General features: G+C 60.4%; 17 protein-coding genes. 11 read left to right on the top strand and 6 right to left on the bottom strand.

The window, feature by feature from the left end; all coding sequences use genetic code 11:
- Positions 1–6: 6 nt before the first annotated feature.
- Together PP263_RS09435 and PP263_RS09430 are read left to right on the top strand one after the other, a co-directional pair.
- Positions 7–234, top strand: a complete 228-nt coding sequence (locus PP263_RS09435; RefSeq protein WP_308368171.1) for a hypothetical protein — start codon at positions 7–9, stop codon at positions 232–234.
- 442 nt (positions 235–676) lie between these two features.
- The gene (locus tag PP263_RS09430; RefSeq protein WP_308368169.1) at positions 677–1,615 is read left to right on the top strand and encodes a universal stress protein; all 939 of its coding nucleotides are present in this window, start codon (positions 677–679) and stop codon (positions 1,613–1,615) included.
- 48 nt (positions 1,616–1,663) lie between these two features.
- Here the strand turns inward: PP263_RS09430 and PP263_RS09425 are convergent, their stop codons facing one another.
- Entirely contained in the window at positions 1,664–3,556 is a 1,893-nt protein-coding gene (locus PP263_RS09425) for a DUF885 domain-containing protein (RefSeq protein ID WP_308368168.1), read from the bottom strand.
- A gap of 94 nt (positions 3,557–3,650) precedes the next feature.
- Entirely contained in the window at positions 3,651–4,232 is a 582-nt protein-coding gene (gene sodB, locus PP263_RS09420) for a superoxide dismutase [Fe] (protein ID WP_308368167.1), read from the bottom strand.
- Between the two features lie 254 nt (positions 4,233–4,486).
- Between sodB and PP263_RS09415 the strand changes: the two genes are divergently transcribed.
- The 5 genes from PP263_RS09415 (at position 4,487) to PP263_RS09395 (ending at position 8,253) form a co-directional block, all read left to right on the top strand.
- Entirely contained in the window at positions 4,487–5,221 is a 735-nt protein-coding gene (locus PP263_RS09415; RefSeq protein WP_308368166.1) for a hypothetical protein, read from the top strand.
- Positions 5,222–5,384: 163 nt separating this feature from the next.
- A complete protein-coding gene (locus PP263_RS09410) occupies positions 5,385–6,902 on the top strand; it encodes a fumarate hydratase (protein ID WP_308368164.1) in 1,518 nt (505 codons plus the stop codon).
- Positions 6,903–7,159: 257 nt separating this feature from the next.
- A complete protein-coding gene (locus tag PP263_RS09405; protein WP_308368163.1) occupies positions 7,160–7,504 on the top strand; it encodes a 4a-hydroxytetrahydrobiopterin dehydratase in 345 nt (114 codons plus the stop codon).
- A 57-nt stretch (positions 7,505–7,561) separates the two neighbouring features.
- Complete coding sequence (locus PP263_RS09400; RefSeq protein WP_308368161.1) at positions 7,562–7,792, top strand: DUF1272 domain-containing protein; 231 nt, start codon at positions 7,562–7,564, stop codon at positions 7,790–7,792.
- Positions 7,792–8,253: an OsmC family protein gene (locus PP263_RS09395; RefSeq protein ID WP_308368160.1), complete on the top strand. Its 462-nt coding sequence runs from the start codon at positions 7,792–7,794 to the stop codon at positions 8,251–8,253. Before PP263_RS09400 ends, PP263_RS09395 begins: the two co-directional genes overlap by 1 nt.
- Before the next feature lie 106 nt (positions 8,254–8,359).
- Here PP263_RS09395 and PP263_RS09390 read toward each other — a convergent pair whose 3' ends face one another.
- Entirely contained in the window at positions 8,360–9,175 is an 816-nt protein-coding gene (locus PP263_RS09390) for a TlyA family RNA methyltransferase (protein WP_374693708.1), read from the bottom strand.
- A gap of 61 nt (positions 9,176–9,236) precedes the next feature.
- On the opposite strand from PP263_RS09390, the gene nhaA reads away from it, so the two are divergent.
- Positions 9,237–10,661 (top strand): Na+/H+ antiporter NhaA, encoded by a 1,425-nt coding sequence (gene nhaA / locus PP263_RS09385; protein ID WP_308368158.1) that lies wholly within the window; start codon positions 9,237–9,239, stop codon positions 10,659–10,661.
- 19 nt (positions 10,662–10,680) lie between these two features.
- On the opposite strand, the gene PP263_RS09380 is transcribed toward nhaA, so the two are convergent.
- The 3 genes from PP263_RS09380 to PP263_RS09370 form a co-directional block, all read right to left on the bottom strand.
- Positions 10,681–11,445: an RES family NAD+ phosphorylase gene (locus tag PP263_RS09380; protein ID WP_308368157.1), complete on the bottom strand. Its 765-nt coding sequence runs from the start codon at positions 11,443–11,445 to the stop codon at positions 10,681–10,683.
- Entirely contained in the window at positions 11,442–11,804 is a 363-nt protein-coding gene (locus PP263_RS09375; protein ID WP_308368156.1) for an MbcA/ParS/Xre antitoxin family protein, read from the bottom strand. Before PP263_RS09375 ends, PP263_RS09380 begins: the two co-directional genes overlap by 4 nt.
- Before the next feature lie 119 nt (positions 11,805–11,923).
- Positions 11,924–12,727, bottom strand: coding sequence for a Mut7-C RNAse domain-containing protein (locus PP263_RS09370; protein ID WP_308368154.1), 804 nt, complete (start codon positions 12,725–12,727; stop codon positions 11,924–11,926).
- Positions 12,728–13,130: 403 nt separating this feature from the next.
- On the opposite strand from PP263_RS09370, the gene PP263_RS09365 reads away from it, so the two are divergent.
- From PP263_RS09365 to PP263_RS09355, 3 genes are all read left to right on the top strand, one after another.
- Positions 13,131–14,705 carry an FMN-binding glutamate synthase family protein gene (locus tag PP263_RS09365; RefSeq protein ID WP_308368153.1) on the top strand — a complete coding sequence of 525 codons (1,575 nt, stop codon included), beginning with the start codon at positions 13,131–13,133 and terminating at the stop codon, positions 14,703–14,705.
- Between the two features lie 114 nt (positions 14,706–14,819).
- Positions 14,820–16,190 carry a hypothetical protein gene (locus PP263_RS09360; RefSeq protein WP_308368151.1) on the top strand — a complete coding sequence of 457 codons (1,371 nt, stop codon included), beginning with the start codon at positions 14,820–14,822 and terminating at the stop codon, positions 16,188–16,190.
- A 9-nt stretch (positions 16,191–16,199) separates the two neighbouring features.
- Entirely contained in the window at positions 16,200–16,580 is a 381-nt protein-coding gene (locus PP263_RS09355) for an MmcQ/YjbR family DNA-binding protein (protein WP_308368150.1), read from the top strand.
- Positions 16,581–16,585 lie beyond the last annotated feature (5 nt).

Here is a 16,585-nt window from a genome sequence, read left to right as displayed (position 1 = left end):
GGAATTATGACTTCCCCCGCTGATCCGGGTTTCCCCCGGGGCAACGAGGGTGCCGCGCTGCTGGCTGAACTCGAAGGATTGCCCGTGCGCCCGGTATTCATCACCACCTTCCTGTACGACTGTATCGCTAAATCCTTCCCTCTGGCCCAGCTGAGTCTCTACATCTGTTCTATTACGACCGCTTGTTGGTTTCTCACCGCGATGGGATGGAGAGACGGGGTCGGGAGCGGTTGAACGCCTGTTTTCGTGTACAGGGCATCAAGAATCGCAATATAGATCGGGTGCCGGTGAATGCCGACGAGGTTGAGGAGTACGGTTTCCTGTTGCGCCGTCGCAGTGGCACTTTCAAGCTGGGCCCCGGCAACGCGGAACTGTTTGAGCAGATGTGTCGAAAACTACTCGCGGTGCAGCCCGGCAGCCGGGGGTGCTGCTCAAGAATCCCTGGGACACGGGCAACGCCGCGTGGATATTGCAGCTTCCTCGAAGCTGGGCCAAAGCCTGTCTACGTGGGGTTCGGCTGTGCAGCGAGGATGTCGGCTTTTCCGGAAAGAGTGGCCCGGAGCTTCCATAATGATTGGGTGGCGGTCGGGTCTGTGTTTTTGTCGCTATTGAATTCTAGTTGGAATGCATGGGCCGGCTTTTTTATTCCGAGATACCACAGGGGCAAGTACCGGTTATGCAGAATTTTCATAACATCCTGTTTGTCAGCCACGCGATCGGTGACGAGAGCGGCAGCCTGATGCAGGCGCTCAGCGTTGCGCGCAATAACCGCGCACCGGTGAAGGTGGTGGTGGTCTGCCCGGAATTGCCGGAGGAATTCGGGGAATACAAGCGGGTGTATATGGATGCCCTCTCGGGGCGGGTGAGGGAATCTGTGAAAAACGTCCTCGATTCACTGAAGCTGGGTGAGGAGGAGCTGGAGGTGGATATCGAAGTGGACTGCGGCAGCACCCCCGCCGAGCGCGTTATCCACCGGGTGCAGCGCGACGATTACGACCTGGTGGTCAAGAGCGTGGAGGGGAAGGAGCAGCGCGCGGGATTCAAAGCGATGGATATGGAGCTGTTGCGCAAGTGCCCCTGCCCGGTATGGCTGTGCCGCCCCGTCAAGCACTCTCCGGGCGATATCCGCGTAGCCGTGGCCGTGGACCCGGATTGCAGGGAACCCAACAGCTATGACCTGGCGATACGCCTGCTGCGGCTGTCGCACTCGCTGGCCGACAGTTGCAGCGAGAAGCTGCATATTATCTCCTGTTGGGATTACGACGTGGATGCCTACCTGCGCCGCAACTTCCCCATCGATGTCTCCGACGAGGAACTGGACCGCGCGGCCCAGGCGGCGAGATCCAGGCATCGCTCAAAGCTCGATGTACTGACCAATGCGGCGAATATCGGCGATGAGTTGGATATCCACCACGCCATCGCCCGTCCGGACCGTTTTATCCCGCTGGTGATCGAAGAGAAAAAAATCGACCTCCTGGTGATGGGAACGGTGGGGCGCACCGGTATCCCCGGATTTATCATGGGCAATACCGCGGAAAATATCCTGCAGGAAATCAGCTGTTCGCTGTTGGCGTTGAAACCCCGTGGCTATGTGTCGCCGGTGAAGGTCTATTGAAGGGGTTGATGGGATGCGGGCCGCGCGAGGCGGCCCGCGGGTTGGGGATTACTGCTGGGGCTGCCTTGTCTTCACTTCGGCGACCCACTCGTCCACCAGATCCTCCAGCACATCCAGCGGCACGGCGCCGTTGGCCAGGACGGTGTCATGGAAGGCGCGGATGTCGAACTGGTCGCCAAGCTCATTTTTGGCTTTTTCCCGCAGTTCGATGATCTTCAGCATGCCGATTTTGTAGGCGGTGGCCTGGGACGGCATCACGATATAGCGCTCGATCGCCTTGACCACGTCTCCCTGCGGGTTGGGGCTGTTTTCCCCCAACCAGCCGATGGCCTGTTCGCGGCTCCACTTCTTGCTGTGGATACCGGTGTCCACCACCAGCCGGCAGGCGCGCCAGAGTTCCATGGCCAGGCGGCCGAAGTCGGAGTAGGGATCTTTATAGAAACCCATTTCCTTCGGCACCATCTCCGAATAGAGCCCCCAGCCCTCGATATAGGCGGTGTAGCCGCCGAATTTGCGGAACTTGGGAAGCCCCTCCAGTTCCTGGGCGATGGACAGCTGCATATGGTGGCCGGGAATGCCCTCGTGGTAGGCCAGCGCCTCCATCTGGTAAGTGGGCATATCCTTCATATTGTACAGGTTGGCGTAGTAGATACCCGGGCGCGAGCCGTCCGGGGCCGGGCGCTGGTAGAAGGCCTTGCCGGCGGATTGTTCGCGGAAGGGTTCCACCGCCTTGACGACCAGGTCGGCCTTGGGCTTGGTGATAAACAGCTCGTCCAGGCGGCCCTTCATGGTCTCGATGATTTCCGTGGCCTCCTTCAGGTAGCGCTGTTTGCCCTCCTCGGTGTTCGGGTAATAGAACTGTTCGTCGGTGCGCATGAATTCAAAGAAGTCCTGCAGGCTTCCCTCGAATCCCACCTTTTTCATGATCCCGCGCATTTCGTCGTGGATGCGCTCCACTTCCTTCAGGCCGATTTCGTGGATCTCGTCGGCGCTGAGATCGGTGGTGGTGGTGCGCTTCAGGGCGAAGGTGTAGAAGTCGTCGCCGTTGGGGAATTTCCAGGCGCCGTCGTCGGTTGTGGCCTGTTGTTGCAGTTCGCCCATGTAGTCGATCAGGTTTTCGTAGGCGGGCTTGGCACTGCCCAGCAGCGCTTTGCGGGCCTGTTCGATCAGTTCGGTTTTCTGCTCGTCGGGGATATCCAGCGCATCGATCTTGCCCTTGAAGTCGGCGAACAGGGTGCTGTCTTCGCCCTCCTCAAAGGGGGCGCCGGTGATCAGGTTGCGGCTGTCGCTGATCACGTAGGGGAAGACGAATTTGGGGGCGATGATACCGGCCTTGGCGCGCTCCTTGAGGTTCGCGATCAGCTGCTCGAAGTGCTTGGGCAGATTGTTGAGGCGCGCGATATAGGCGTTGGCGTCGTTGGCGTTGTCAATGCGGTGCTGGTTGATCAGCAGCGAGGGCACTTCCGAGTGTGTGCCGAACATCTGGTTGACCGGGTAGTTGTACAGGCGCCACTTGTAACCCTCGATATCCATCTCCAGATTGCGCTTGAGCAGGGCGAGGCTGAGGCGGGTGGCGTCGTCCAGCCCGGCGGGATCGAGCTTGTTCAGCTCGGCCAACTGGCGTTTGTTGATATCGTTGGTTTCGGCCTCGAATTTCGGCGACAGGTCGTCCCATTTGCCGTAGTCCTCCTTGATGCCCAGAAAAGTCTTGAATTCCGGGCTGCGGTCGAGGTGCTCCTGGAAAAAGTCCTCGAACATCTGGTTGGCCCGGGCGATGGCCTCGGCGTTCGGTTGGGCGGTTTCGCCCGCCGCTGTGTTCTGTGTGTGCTCGACGGTGGTGGTGTCGATAGCCTCGGTGGCGCTGGATTCCCGCCCCCGATCACAGCCTGTCATCACCAGCGCGCTTATGGCGGCGGCGATCAGAGTCATGTTCAACTTCATGGTGGTGTTCCGGTCAAAGTCAAAAGCGTTGTTTTGTTTTGGGGTTCCGCATGAAAAAAGCGGGCACAGGGCCCGCTTGATCCGACTGCCGTTATCAGGCGAAGTTCTGGTTGACGAAGTCCCAGTTCACCAGGCTCCAGAAGGCCTCGAGGTACTTGGGGCGCAGGTTGCGGTAGTCAATGTAGTAGGCGTGCTCCCAGACATCGCAGGTCAGCAGGGCCTTTTGGTCCGATTCGGTCAGCGGGGTGCCGGCGTTGGAGGTGTTGACAATGGCCACAGAGCCGTCGCTCTTCTTCACCAGCCAGGTCCAGCCGGAGCCGAAGTTGTTCACTGCGCTGGTGGAGAACTCTTCTTTGAACTTGTCGAAGGAGCCGAAAGCGGCGTTGATGGCCTCGGCCACGGCACCGGTGGGCTCGCCGCCGCCGTTGGGGCTCAGGCAGTTCCAGTAGAAGGTGTGGTTCCAGACTTGCGCGGCGTTGTTGAACACGCCGCCGGAGGAGGATTTGATCACCTCTTCCAGGGACTTGTCGGCCTCTGCGGTGCCTTCCAGCAGGCCGTTCAATTTGTCTACATAGGTCTTGTGGTGTTTGCCGTAGTGATACTCCAGAGTTTCCTCGGAGATGTGTGGTTCCAGGGCATTCTTCGCATAGGGGAGTTCGGGCAATTCGAAAGCCATGGTGTCTTCCTTCCTTTGTCTTAGGTTGTTGGTGGGGGCATTCTACACGCGTGGAGAGGCATTATTAACCCGGCGCGTGATCGATAAGAGTAGTGGGGGCTGGTTCCGCAAAGACAAGCGTGTGGGCTAGGCTTTAGCTAAACCGATTACTTTTTCGTCAATTTTTTGGTATAACTGCCGCTGAATTCGACTAATCACAGAGTTTGCGTCCCGGCGATCCCGCCGCGCGCCTGTCAACACCGGATATGTCAACCATGCAACGCAGAGAGCCTACACTGGACGGCACCAGCGCAGCCGTAGACCCCCAACTGGAGCGCCCCATCGGCCGCTCCTTCCGTGAGCCGGCCGCCGAGCCGGAAGAGCGCAGCGGCGGCGGTGGTGTGTCCATGCTCGCAGTAGTGGCCCTGATCCTGGCGCTTGCCGGCCTGGGGGCCGCCGCTTTCCTTTACAACCAGTGGCAGCTCAGCCGCGTGGCACTGGTGGATGCGGAGAGCCGTATCGTCGAACTGGAGAAGCGCTTCGAAATGTCCGACGAGGAGTCCTCGGCCTCGGTGGAGGTGCTGAACGCCAAGGCGAAGGAGAATTCCTCGGAGATCCGCAAGCTGTGGGGTGTGGCCTATGACACCAACCGCAAGAACATCGCCGCCAACACGGGCGCCGCAGCCGCCAACAAGAAGCAGCTGGCCAGCCTGGCCTCCCAGGTCAAGGGCATGGAGTCCAGCGTGAAGAAGATCGCCGCGGTGGAGTCCTCGCTGACGGAACTGCGCAAGTCCAATACCGAAAGCCAGCGTGAACTCAAGGACTCCCTCGCCCGCCTGGAGCGCCAGCTGGCCTCGGTGCGCAGCGATCTGACTGCGCGGGTGGGGGCCAACGAGGAGGCTGTGGAGTCCATCGACGCCTACCGCCGGTCGGTGAACCGGGACCTGGTGCAACTGCGCGATGCTATTCGCAGCCTGCAGTCCGGCTCCGCTACTGCCTCCACTCCCTGACCGCTCTCCCGAGCCATATCATAGATAGGGCGAACCTTGGTTCGCCCTTTTTCGTGGAACCACTCGGGCGAACACAGGCTTCGCCCTAGAGATCCAATCTCCGCCAAAGTCTCCCGATTCGTGTAAAATCGCCGCCTTCGAGACGTTACACCGGAGCCGGCTCATGACCACTATCCGCCAGGATGACCTTATCGACAGCGTCGCCGATGCGCTGCAGTTTATCTCCTATTACCACCCGCAGGATTTCATTCAGGCCCTGCACAAGGCCTACGAGAAGGAGGCCAACCCGGCGGCCAGGGACGCCATGGCACAGATTCTGATCAATTCCCGTATGTGTGCCGAGGGCCACCGCCCCATCTGCCAGGATACCGGCATTGTGACCGTCAAGCTGAAAGTGGGCATGAACGTGCGCTGGGATGCAGAGATGAGCGTGACCGATATGGTCAACGAGGGCGTGCGCCGCGCCTACCAGTTCTCCGACAATGTACTGCGCGCCTCGATCCTCGAGGACCCGGACGGCGCGCGCAGGAACACCGGCGACAACACCCCGGCGGTGATTCACTACGAGATAGTTCCCGGCGACACCGTCGAGGTCTATGTCGCCGCCAAGGGCGGCGGCAGCGAGGCCAAGAGCAAGTTCGCGATGCTGAACCCCTCCGACTCGGTAGTCGAGTGGGTGCTGGAGATGGTGCCGAAGATGGGGGCCGGCTGGTGCCCGCCGGGTATGCTTGGTATCGGCGTCGGCGGTACCGCGGAGAAAGCCATGCTGCTGGCCAAGGAGTCACTGCTGGATCCCATCGATATTCAGGAACTGCAGGAACGCGGAGCCTCCAATCGGGCGGAAGAGCTGCGCCTGGAACTGTACGACAAGGTCAACAGGCTCGGCATCGGGGCCCAGGGCCTCGGCGGCCTCACCACGGTGCTGGACGTCAAAGTGAGGGATTACCCGACCCACGCCGCCAACAAGGCGGTGGCGATCATCCCCAACTGCGCGGCCACCCGCCACACCCACTTCACCCTCGATGGCTCGGGCCCGGCGCGCCAGGTCCCGCCGAAGCTTGAAGACTGGCCGCAGGTGGCGCGGGAGAGCGGTGGCAACACCCGCCGCGTAAATCTGGATACGGTGACCCGCGAGGATGTGCTCAGCTGGCAGCCGGGCGAGACCCTGCTGCTGAACGGAAAAATGCTTACCGGACGCGATGCCGCCCACAAGAAAATGGTGGATATTCTCGCCGCGGGCAAATCCCTGCCGGTGGATCTGGCGGGCCGCTTTATCTACTACGTGGGCCCCGTGGACCCGGTGCGCGAGGAAGTGGTCGGCCCTGCCGGCCCCACCACTGCCACGCGCATGGACAAGTTCACCCGCACCATGCTGGAGGAGACTGGTCTGTTGGGAATGATCGGCAAGGCCGAGCGCGGCCCCACGGCGATTGAGGCGATCCGCGACAATCGGGCCGTCTACCTGATGGCCGTGGGGGGCGCAGCTTACCTGGTGGCCCAGGCGATCAAGGACGCCAAAGTCGTCGCCTTCCCGGAATTGGGAATGGAGGCCATCTACGAGTTCCAGGTGGAGGATATGCCGGTAACCGTGGCGGTGGACAGCCAGGGCGAATCGGTACACAACACCGGACCGCTGATCTGGAAGGAAAAAATTGCCTCCGGCGAGGTGGCGGTAAAATAATTTTCCGGAAGTGCGGAACTTCAGATCCGCTTGCGCGGTCGAGTCCGTCTCAACAGATGCCAAATTAAAAGTTCCGGTGGCCTTGCCACCGGTGACTGCCAGTAAAAATATTTCTTCGCTTTTTTTTAGCACTCCGTCCCATTTACTCGCGAGAAAACCAAATAAAATTGGTTTTCCGTCGGTTCGCTTGTTTCCACACAAAGCGGCGGGTAGAGTGGGGCGTAACGCAATAAATAATAATTGACAGGAGCTGCCCCATGACCGATCTCGCCCAGCAAAAATGTGAAGCCTGCCGCGCCGATGCGCCGCTGGTCAGCGACGAAGAGCTGGCGGAATTGTTGCGGGAAATCCCCGACTGGACCCCGGTCTCCCGCGGCGGAATTATGCAATTGGAGCGGGTGTTCAAATTCCGCAATTTCAAGCAGGCGCTGGCGTTTACCAACCGCGTGGGCGAGATTGCGGAAGAGGCCGGTCACCATCCGGCACTGTTGACTGAGTGGGGCAAGGTCACTGTGACCTGGTGGAGCCACGAGGCCAAAGGGTTGCACAAGAACGACTTTATTATGGCCGCGCGCACCGACCGACAACTGGAAGCGGAGTAGCAACGAGCCTCCCGGCTGGCGCTCCGTTTTTTGTTTAATGTACCAAACGGGGCTGCCATGTTGAGAATGAAATCGAGCTGTGAGCGCTGCGGCGTTCGACTGGGACTGGCTGATCGGGCCTATATCTGCTCCTACGAGTGTACTTTCTGCCCGCAGTGCAGCGAGGCGCTGAAACACAGCTGTCCAAACTGCCAGGGCCAGTTGGCGTTGCGCCCTACCCGCACCAGTTCACCGACGGAAGTACCGGACCACGGCTTCAAAGCCAAACTGCAGAGACTCTTACCCTGATGTCCGAATATTCATCCACGATTCTCTGGTGGAGGAATGGCCAGGACTTTACCGACAACCGGTACAGCCGCGGCCACGTCTGGCAGTTTGACGGCGGTCTGGAAGTGCCCGCTTCTTCTTCACCCCACGTGGTGCCACTGCCCCTTTCGGTAGCGGAGAATGTGGACCCGGAAGAGGCGTTCGTGGCCGCACTCTCCAGCTGCCATATGCTGTTCTTTCTCGCCATTGCCGCCAAGCGGGGATTTGTCGTGGACCAATACCGCGATGAGGCGGTGGGGGTGATGGAAAAGGATGCCGACGGCAGGATGGCGATGACCCGCGTGACCCTGCGCCCGCAGATCGAGTTTTCCGGGGATAGGCAGCCCTCCCGCGAGCAGTTGGAAAAGATCCATCACCAGTCTCACGAGCAGTGCTTTATCGCCAATTCGGTGAAGACCGAGGTGGTGACGGAAATCCTGTAACCGCGGTTGGAAGCTCTTCTTGTTGTAGGAGCGGCCGTTGGCCGCGAGCGGCATTGTCGTTGGCGAAGCAGATCGCGGCCAACGGCGGATGGCCGCCCCGCCGCTCCTACAGAAGGTTTTCCCTGGCCTTCTGTGCCCAGAGCAGAAATTCCCGGTTGCCGTCCCCGCCCTTGATCGGGCTGTCGATATAGGCCTCCACTTCCAGTCCCAGCGATTCGCACAGAGCGGTGATTTTTTCCCGCACCTGGGGATAGAGCTTTTCGTCCCGCACCAGCCCGCCCTTGCCGATATGTTCCGGCCCCACCTCGAACTGGGGTTTTACCAGACTGAGCAGGTGACCGCCGGGCTTCAACAGTGCCGGCAGACGGGGCAGTATCAGGGTTTGGGAGATAAACGACACGTCCATCACAATGGCGTCGAAACCACCGTTGCCATAGGGCGCCAGTTGTGCGGCCTCCAGATTGCGGGCATTCACGCCCTCGAACAGCCGCATGCGGGGCTCGTCGCGCAGTTTCTGCGCCAGTTGGCCGCGCCCCACGTCCACCCCCACTACCAGCTCCGCGCCGCGCTGTAGCAGGCAGTCGCTGAAACCGCCGGTGGAGCAGCCCACATCCAGGGCGCGCCAGCCGCGCGGGTCCAGACCTGTGTAGTCCAGGATTGCCGCCAGCTTGAGCCCGGCGCGGGAGACATAGCGGTCTTCCGGCAACGGCTCCACCCGCAGCTCCCAGTCCTCGCCCACCGGCTGCCCGGCTTTCTGCGCCGGTTGCCAGCCGGCGCCACTGGCGAGCCATACCCGGCCGGCATCCACCAGCTTCTTGGCGTGGGTGCGGGAACTGGCCAGGTGGCGCTGTACCAGTAGCAGATCCAGTCGAGTCATAAATGGTGATGAAGTTCTGTCGGCAATGGATGAAGTGGATGCCATGCTAACCTCCGCCCCCACCGTTGAGAAGCTCTATGCTTAGTGGATACGGGAGGGGCGGTAGATGGCGAAAGGCGTTCTGGGCAAATTCAGGGTTCGCAAGGGGAGAGTTTTCCAGGCACCTCTGGAGGGGGCCTTTGGGCGCCTGGTAACGCCCTTCGAGGAGTTTATTCACCGCCAGAGCAGCAGCGGCCTGCTGTTGATAACCTGCGCGGTGATTGCCCTGATCATAGCCAATTCCCCGTTGCAGGAAGGCTATGAACACCTGCTGGAACTGCCCGTTAGCCTGAATGCCGGTGGCTGGGACTTCTCCCTCAGCCTGCACCATTGGATCAACGACGGCCTGATGGCCATCTTCTTCTTTCTCGTAGGCCTGGAACTCAAGCGAGAGTTTCTGGTGGGCGAGCTGTCGGACCTGAAACATGCGGTGCTGCCGGTGATGGCGGCCGTCGGCGGCATGCTGGTGCCGGCGCTGATCTACGCAGCTTTCAACAGCGGTACCGAGGGCGAGCGGGGCTGGGGGGTCCCCATGGCCACGGATATCGCCTTCGCGGTGGGCTGTATCGCCCTGCTGGGCAACCGGGTGCCGCGGGCGGTGGTGACCTTCCTGGTGGCGTTGGCCATCGTCGATGACTTGGGCGCGATACTGGTGATCGCCATCTGGTACACCGACAGCGTCAATATGGTGGCGCTGGGGGTGGCGGGTATATTGGTGGTAATCCTCTGGTTGCTGAAATTCGCCGGCGTACGTCGCTCTCCCGCGTATATCTTTGTGGGTGTTTTACTCTGGTACGAGCTGCATCTCACCGGTGTGCACGCCACCCTGGCGGGGGTGGTCACCGCTATGGCCATCCCGGCCCGGCCGAAGTACGATCCAGTGGCATTCAGCACTTTCGTCAAGGATATTATCCGCAGCTTTGACCGCTGCTTTCGCCCCGGCGACAGGATCATCGCCAACGACGCCCTGCGCGCGCGGGTGAACGCGCTGGGCAATGGAGTCACTATGGCGCAGTCGCCATTGCAGCGCATGGAGACACGCCTGCATATACCGGTGGCTTTTCTGGTGATCCCTATTTTTGCCCTGGCCAATGCCGGCATTCCCGTGGACAGCTTTACCAGTACCGCCGCGGTATTCAATCCGGTGACCCTGGGGGTGATCTGCGGCCTGGTGCTGGGCAAGCTGGTGGGGATCGTCGGCGCCACCTGGCTGGGTTGGAAGCTGGGGTTTGGCACGCTGCCCACCGCCGCCAGCTTTCACCATATTGTCGGCGTGGCGCTGTTGGGAGGGATCGGCTTTACCATGTCGATCTTTATTTCCGAACTGGCTTTTCCCGGCAATCCCGAACTGCTGGTGCAGGCCAAGGCCGGTGTATTGCTGGCGTCGGTGATCGCCGGCATTGCGGGTTTCGTGGTATTGCGCAGGGCGCCGGTGTCGGAGGAATTCGAACCGGAAGAAGAGGAGATCGAGCAACGGAGGGAAGGGGGCTAGGCCAGTATAGCGGGGTTGATTAAGAGGGCGGCATCGGCAACCGGCCGTCCACTTCGAACTGGCTGCGGGCAAATTGGTACAGGCGGCTGCCCACCTTGAATTCGACGCGATCGATAGTGGCCTGGGAATAGATACCCGTCTCCCGCGCCGGGCGCCTGCTCACCAGTGCTGTGGGATCGAAAATAGCCACGTTGATGCCGCCGCACCGGTCCCGTGCGGAGACATACTGCGCCAGCTGCACCCCGAGCTCGCGCATTTCGCTGCCCAGAGCCTGGCTGTCGCGGTAGCTCGAGGGGGAACTGAGGGACGGATAGCGGTTGAACGGCGGCTGCTGCAGCAGTACGGCCCGCTCGCAGCTGTAGCGCAGGGTGAAGGCGGTGTGCTGGGTGTCGATGCGGTTGGGGGGCGGGGTATCCATGCCGGACAGGTATACAAAACGATAGAAGGCGCACTCCGCGAGGGCGGTATCTATCTGCACTGCGCCGTAGAATATTCCCGGCTCGAAGTGCCGGCCGAAACGGGAGCCCCAGAGCAATGGCGGATAACGGAAGGGTGAGCCGAGCAGGTAGTGCAGGTCGGCGGCTGCCGGTGGCAGGGGCGGCTTGCTGTGGGTTTCCAGCAGTTCCTCCAGTACTGCCTGGCTCTCCAGGCTGCTGGTGATCGACACCGTGGCCACTTGGCGCTGGCTTTCCACGATGCGCCAGCACTGGCCGTCCAGCGGACGGATGTAGCGCTCTCCCTGCGCCTCGGCCCAGATATTCGAGCCGTGTCCCGAGGTGCTCAAGCTGCGCCCCGAATGGCGTCCAGGTAGTTACAGGTTCGCGCGAGGCCGTCGATGCGTTGGATAAGTTCCACCGGGCGGCCGCCCAGATGGTGGTTGTAGGTTTGCATGAAGTGGCGGATGTTGGCGGTATCGCCGCCGTTCAGCGGCACCAGGGAGCGGTAGATGCGGATCACCAGCATGGCGATCTCGCCGGTCTTGGAGCAGGGATCTATGGTGCCCCCCTGCTTGAGGCGGCCCAGGGAGGAGCGGCTAAGTCCCAGCACCGCCATCAGTTCGGTATTGCCGAGCCCGAGGGCCGCGGCGGCGCCGAAAAAGCCCTCTGCCAGGGCGTGTTCCGGATCAACCTGGATCTTGTGCATAGACCGTCTCCACCTCCACTCTGGGATAAATAGCCGCTCGTTATGGGAAAAATAACCAAATAAGTCCCAAAATGCAATGGAAACTTTACCATTGCCCGTGAAGTACTCCTGGGAAAATGTCATGCTGGCGGTTCGCTGCTATCGCCGGTGTGTTGCAGCACTTCCTGTACCAGCAACTGCATGCGTTCGAAATGGCTGCCTTTCCAGTAGACGCGCCGGCAGTCCCTGCACTGGAAGAATTCGTGAAAATAGTGCCGGGTATTCTCCGGCAGCAGCGGTTCCACCGCTCTTTTCGTCACCGCAGCCAGGGTGCCGTTGCAGGCGATACAGCGGGAAAAGGGAAGAGCCCTGCGCTCCAGTTGCAGCCGCTGCACCACTTCGGCCAGCTGTTGGCGGGGCTTGGTGGCGCGGACGTAATAGCCGTGCTCCAGCTCGCTCCGCTTGAGCAGGCCGCGGTCGCGGGTGAGCAGGATGCGCTTTTGTTTCAGGGATATCTGCAGCAACGTATCGTCGTGGTAATCGGGCCGGTACAGGGTGTCGAACCCCAGCATACGCAGGTAGCGCGCCAGGCGTCCCAGGTGGCAGTCGAGTACGAAGCGCGGTTCGCGCAACGGTTGGGAGCGCAGACGGGTGAGTGGCGTTATATCCAGGCGTTCGAACTGGGGGTAGACGCTGATGCGGTCGCCGTCCTGTACCCGATAATTGAAATCCACCGATTCGCCATTGGCCAGTATCAGGTCAACCTCTGTGTGGGGCACGCCGAGGCTTTCGATGGCGTCCTTGACTGAGCCGGGCACTCCAAAGGTGAGGGTGAGCGTGCATTGCCGCTGCGCCCGCGGAAGGAAGTCGTTCAGTTCCCGGTAAAAGCGAAAGCTGGCCTGGGGCATCTGGAGATATAAAAAGGCGCCGGAATCCAGCGCCATTGACTGAAAGTTTGTCGTTTAAGCATAGTGCCATTGGGGCAGACTGCGGTTGCTTCCGTTTCGGGTTCCACGCTTAGCCGTACGGTGCGGGAGGTGGGCTCCACCGGATCGCGCAGCCCGCTTGGGGCTGTGTTCGTCCCCGACTGTGACCCACCGCGATATGCGCCGCAAGCGCAAGGTGCAGGCATTCCTGGGCTGTTTCAAGAAACCCGGAGAGGTTGGTGTTTGTCCGTGAGAGGGCTATAGTTGGCTCGTCGAAGTGCCGTAAAAATAACTACGCAGTTGGCCACCGCTTGTCCTTCCGCCAAGGGTGAAGTAAGAAAGGAGATATCACGTGTATCGCCATTGCCGCCGCCGGCACAAACTTTGTCTTCCGCCCCGGCGTAACGGCTGAGCCGAACCGATGGTGCGAACGGTCTTCTATTATCTTGCCGTGCTCACCCCTCTGTTGGTGGCAGCCGGGGGATGGTTCTGGCCGCCGGCGTGGTGGTTGCTGGGCGTGGTCCTCCCTCTTATAGCCATAGGTATCTACGACGTTTTTTCCCGCCACAATGTCTTGAACAATTATCCGGTGATCGGACACCTGCGCTATCTGCTCGAGTTTCTCCGACCCGAATTGCGTCAGTATTTCTTTGAATCGGAAACCAGCGGCCGGCCCTTTAACCGGGAACAACGCAACACCGTCAACGCCCGTGCCGACGGAAAGCCGGACATCTCGGCTTTCGGAACCATACAGGATGTTGAAAACGCCGGTTTCGATTTTGCCCGGCATTCGCTGGTGGTAAGAGAACTCGATGAATCCGCCGGTCGAATCGTCTTTGGCGGCCCCCAGTGCGACAGACCCTACCACGGTTCGCGCCTGAATATTTCGGCGATGAGTTTCGGGTCCCTGTCCGCCAACGCCATTCGAGCCATGAACCGCGGCGCTGCTCTCGGTGGTTTCGCCCACAACACGGGTGAAGGCGGGTTGAGCCCCTACCACCTGGAATACGGGGCGGACGTCATCTGGGAACTGGGTTCGGCGTATTTTGGCTGCCGAACAAAGACAGGGCGCTTCGATGCACAAGAGTTTGCGGAGAAGGCGGCGAACGAACATGTAAAGATGATCGAGATCAAGCTCTCGCAGGGCGCCAAGCCTTCCTACGGCGGTTTGCTGCCCGCGGTCAAAATCACCGAGGAGATTGCCCGCACACGCGGCATCGAGATGGGAAGGGATTGCCTTTCTCCGCCCAGCCATCCGGAATTCGATACCCCCACCGGCCTGCTGGAATTTATCGCCGGGGTACGTGAGCTGGCCGGCGGCAAGCCTGTCGGATTCAAGCTGTGCCTGGGCTGGCGTTCCGAGTTTATGGGAATCTGCAAAGCCATGCGTGAAACCGGCATATTGCCGGACTTTATCACCGTGGATGGCGCGGAGGGTGGCACTGGCGCGGCTCCCACGGAGTTCACCGACCGTCTCGGCTCTTATATCAATGACGCTCTGCCGTTTGTCCACAACGCCCTGGTGGGCACTGGCCTGCGCGACGATATCCGCATTATCGCCAGCGGCAAGGTGGCCATGGGCTTCGATATGGTGGTCAAGCACGCGCTGGGAGCCAACGCCTGCAACGCCGCGCGGCCGTTCATGTTTGCCGTCGGTTGCATTCAGGCACGGCGTTGCCACACCAACAAGTGCCCCACCGGCGTCACCACTCAGGACCCGCGGCGAGTGCGCGCAGTTGATGTCCATTCCAAGGGCGTACGGGTACGAAATTTTCACCGCGGCACCATCGACGCCTTTCTTAAATTGACCGCGGCGCTGGGCTGTGCGCACCCGGATGAACTTTCCCCGGACTTGATTTTTCACCGCCCCGAATACGGGCCCGCCCAACCCTACGCAGACCTGTATCCACAGCTCCGGCCCGGCCAGCTGCTGGAGAACGACCTGCCTCCGGAATATGCCCGGGACTGGCGGGCGGCGTCCGCCGATCGCTTTTGACAGTCGCTGATGGGCTCCTGGAGGACGATGTGGTGCCGCGGTTGGGTAATCCGCCGGTTACACCTGGAGGGAATTTCGCTAGGATAATAACTTTCCAACAATAAGGGCATCGGTATGAATTTTTTTTGTGCACTGCACAAACTGTTACCTCTGATGGCAGTATTGCTGGCCATGAGCGCCTGCGGTGGCAAGAAAGAGGAAATGGCCGGCGAGGCGGTGGTCGATGACGGGGTAGCGGAGCAGGCGGAAACCGCAGAGACAGGGGAGGCGGGTATGGATCGGATGGCCCGGGAATATGTGCAACTGGTACTGGAACTGGGTAATCACGACAAGAGTTATGTGGACGCCTATTACGGCCCGGAAGAGTGGAAGAACAAGGCGGCGCAAAGCAAAGCCTCGCCTGCGAATATCGCCCAACGCGCGAAAGAACTGATGCAACAGTTGCCCAGGGCAATCCCCGCGGACGGTTCCCTGGAAAGCCTCCGCGCGCACTACCTGAAGACCCAACTGCGCGCGGTTATTGCCCACGCGGAGAGGCTGGCCGGTGCCGGCCAGCGCAATTTCGACCGCGAGGCAAAGTTGCTCTACGACACCCGGCCGCCGAAACAGAATTTTACCGAGTTTGAGCCGGTTCTCGCAGAGCTGGATGAGCTGCTGCCCGGCGACCAGCCGCTGCACTTGCGGGTGCAGGAATTCAGGATGCAGTTTGAAATTCCCACAGACAAATTGGAAGCCGTATTCGGCGCGGCCATCGACGCCTGCCGCGAGCGCACGAAAAAACATATCCAGCTGCCAGCCAACGAGAATTTCGTGCTGGAATATGTCACCGACAAACCCTGGAGCGGCTACAACTGGTACCAGGGCAATGCGCAGAGCCTGATCCAGGTGAACACCGAATTGCCGATCATGATCGACCGCGCCATAGACCTCGGTTGCCACGAAGGTTACCCCGGTCACCACACCTACAATGCACTGCTGGAAGACGAGCTGGTGAATAGACGCGGTTGGGTGGAGTACAGCGTCTACCCGCTATTCAGCCCGCAATCCCTGATCGCCGAAGGCAGCGCAAACTACGGTATCGAGCTGGCATTTCCCGGCGGGGAAAAGATTGAGTTTGAAAAGGCAGTGCTGTACCCGCTCGCGGGACTGAATCCGGCCGATGCAGAGAAATACGATCGTGTATTGGAGCTGATCGAAAAACTCAGCTTCGCCGGCAACGAGATCGCTCGCCAATATATCAACGGTGAAATCGACGGCGACAAGGTGGTGGAATTATTCCAGCAATACAGCCTGATGAGCCCGGAAAAGGCCAGGCAGCGCCTGCGTTTCGTGGATGCCTACGGCGCCTATGTGATCAACTACAACTGGGGAAAGCAACTGGTGGCGGACTATGTGGAGCAGGGCTCGGATTCTGCCGATGAACGCTGGCAGCGCTTTGGCAAACTGCTATCGTCGCCGCGGCTGCCCTCTTCCCTTAACTGGTAGGAGAGGGCGATGGACTACGACGCCGCGCGTGATTACCTTCTCTCCCGGCCCGAGGCTGTCGAGGACTTCCCGTTCGGCCCGAATGCAGCGGTTTTCAAGATAAAGGACAAGATGTTTGCCCTGCTGAGCGCCCGCAAGGGCGTGTCCAGCATCAACCTCAAATGCGATCCTGAAGAGGCCCAGGCACTGCGGGATATTTTCCCGGGCGTGCTGCCCGGTTACCATATGAACAAGAAGCACTGGAACACGGTGTTGCTGGACGGCAGTGTGCCGAACTATGAAATAGAGAGGATGATAGACAGGTCCTACGGGCTGGTGGTCAAAGGGCTGCGGAAGGTCGAACGCGAAGCCCTGGAACTGGCTTACGGACCGGATGAGGTCTACCGATAAATGAA

Source organism: Microbulbifer sp. TB1203 (assembly GCF_030997045.1).
Taxonomy (GTDB): Bacteria; Pseudomonadota; Gammaproteobacteria; order Pseudomonadales; family Cellvibrionaceae; genus Microbulbifer.
The sequence above is the reverse complement of the archived record's forward strand: the minus strand, read 5'-3'. Positions and strand labels throughout refer to the sequence as shown.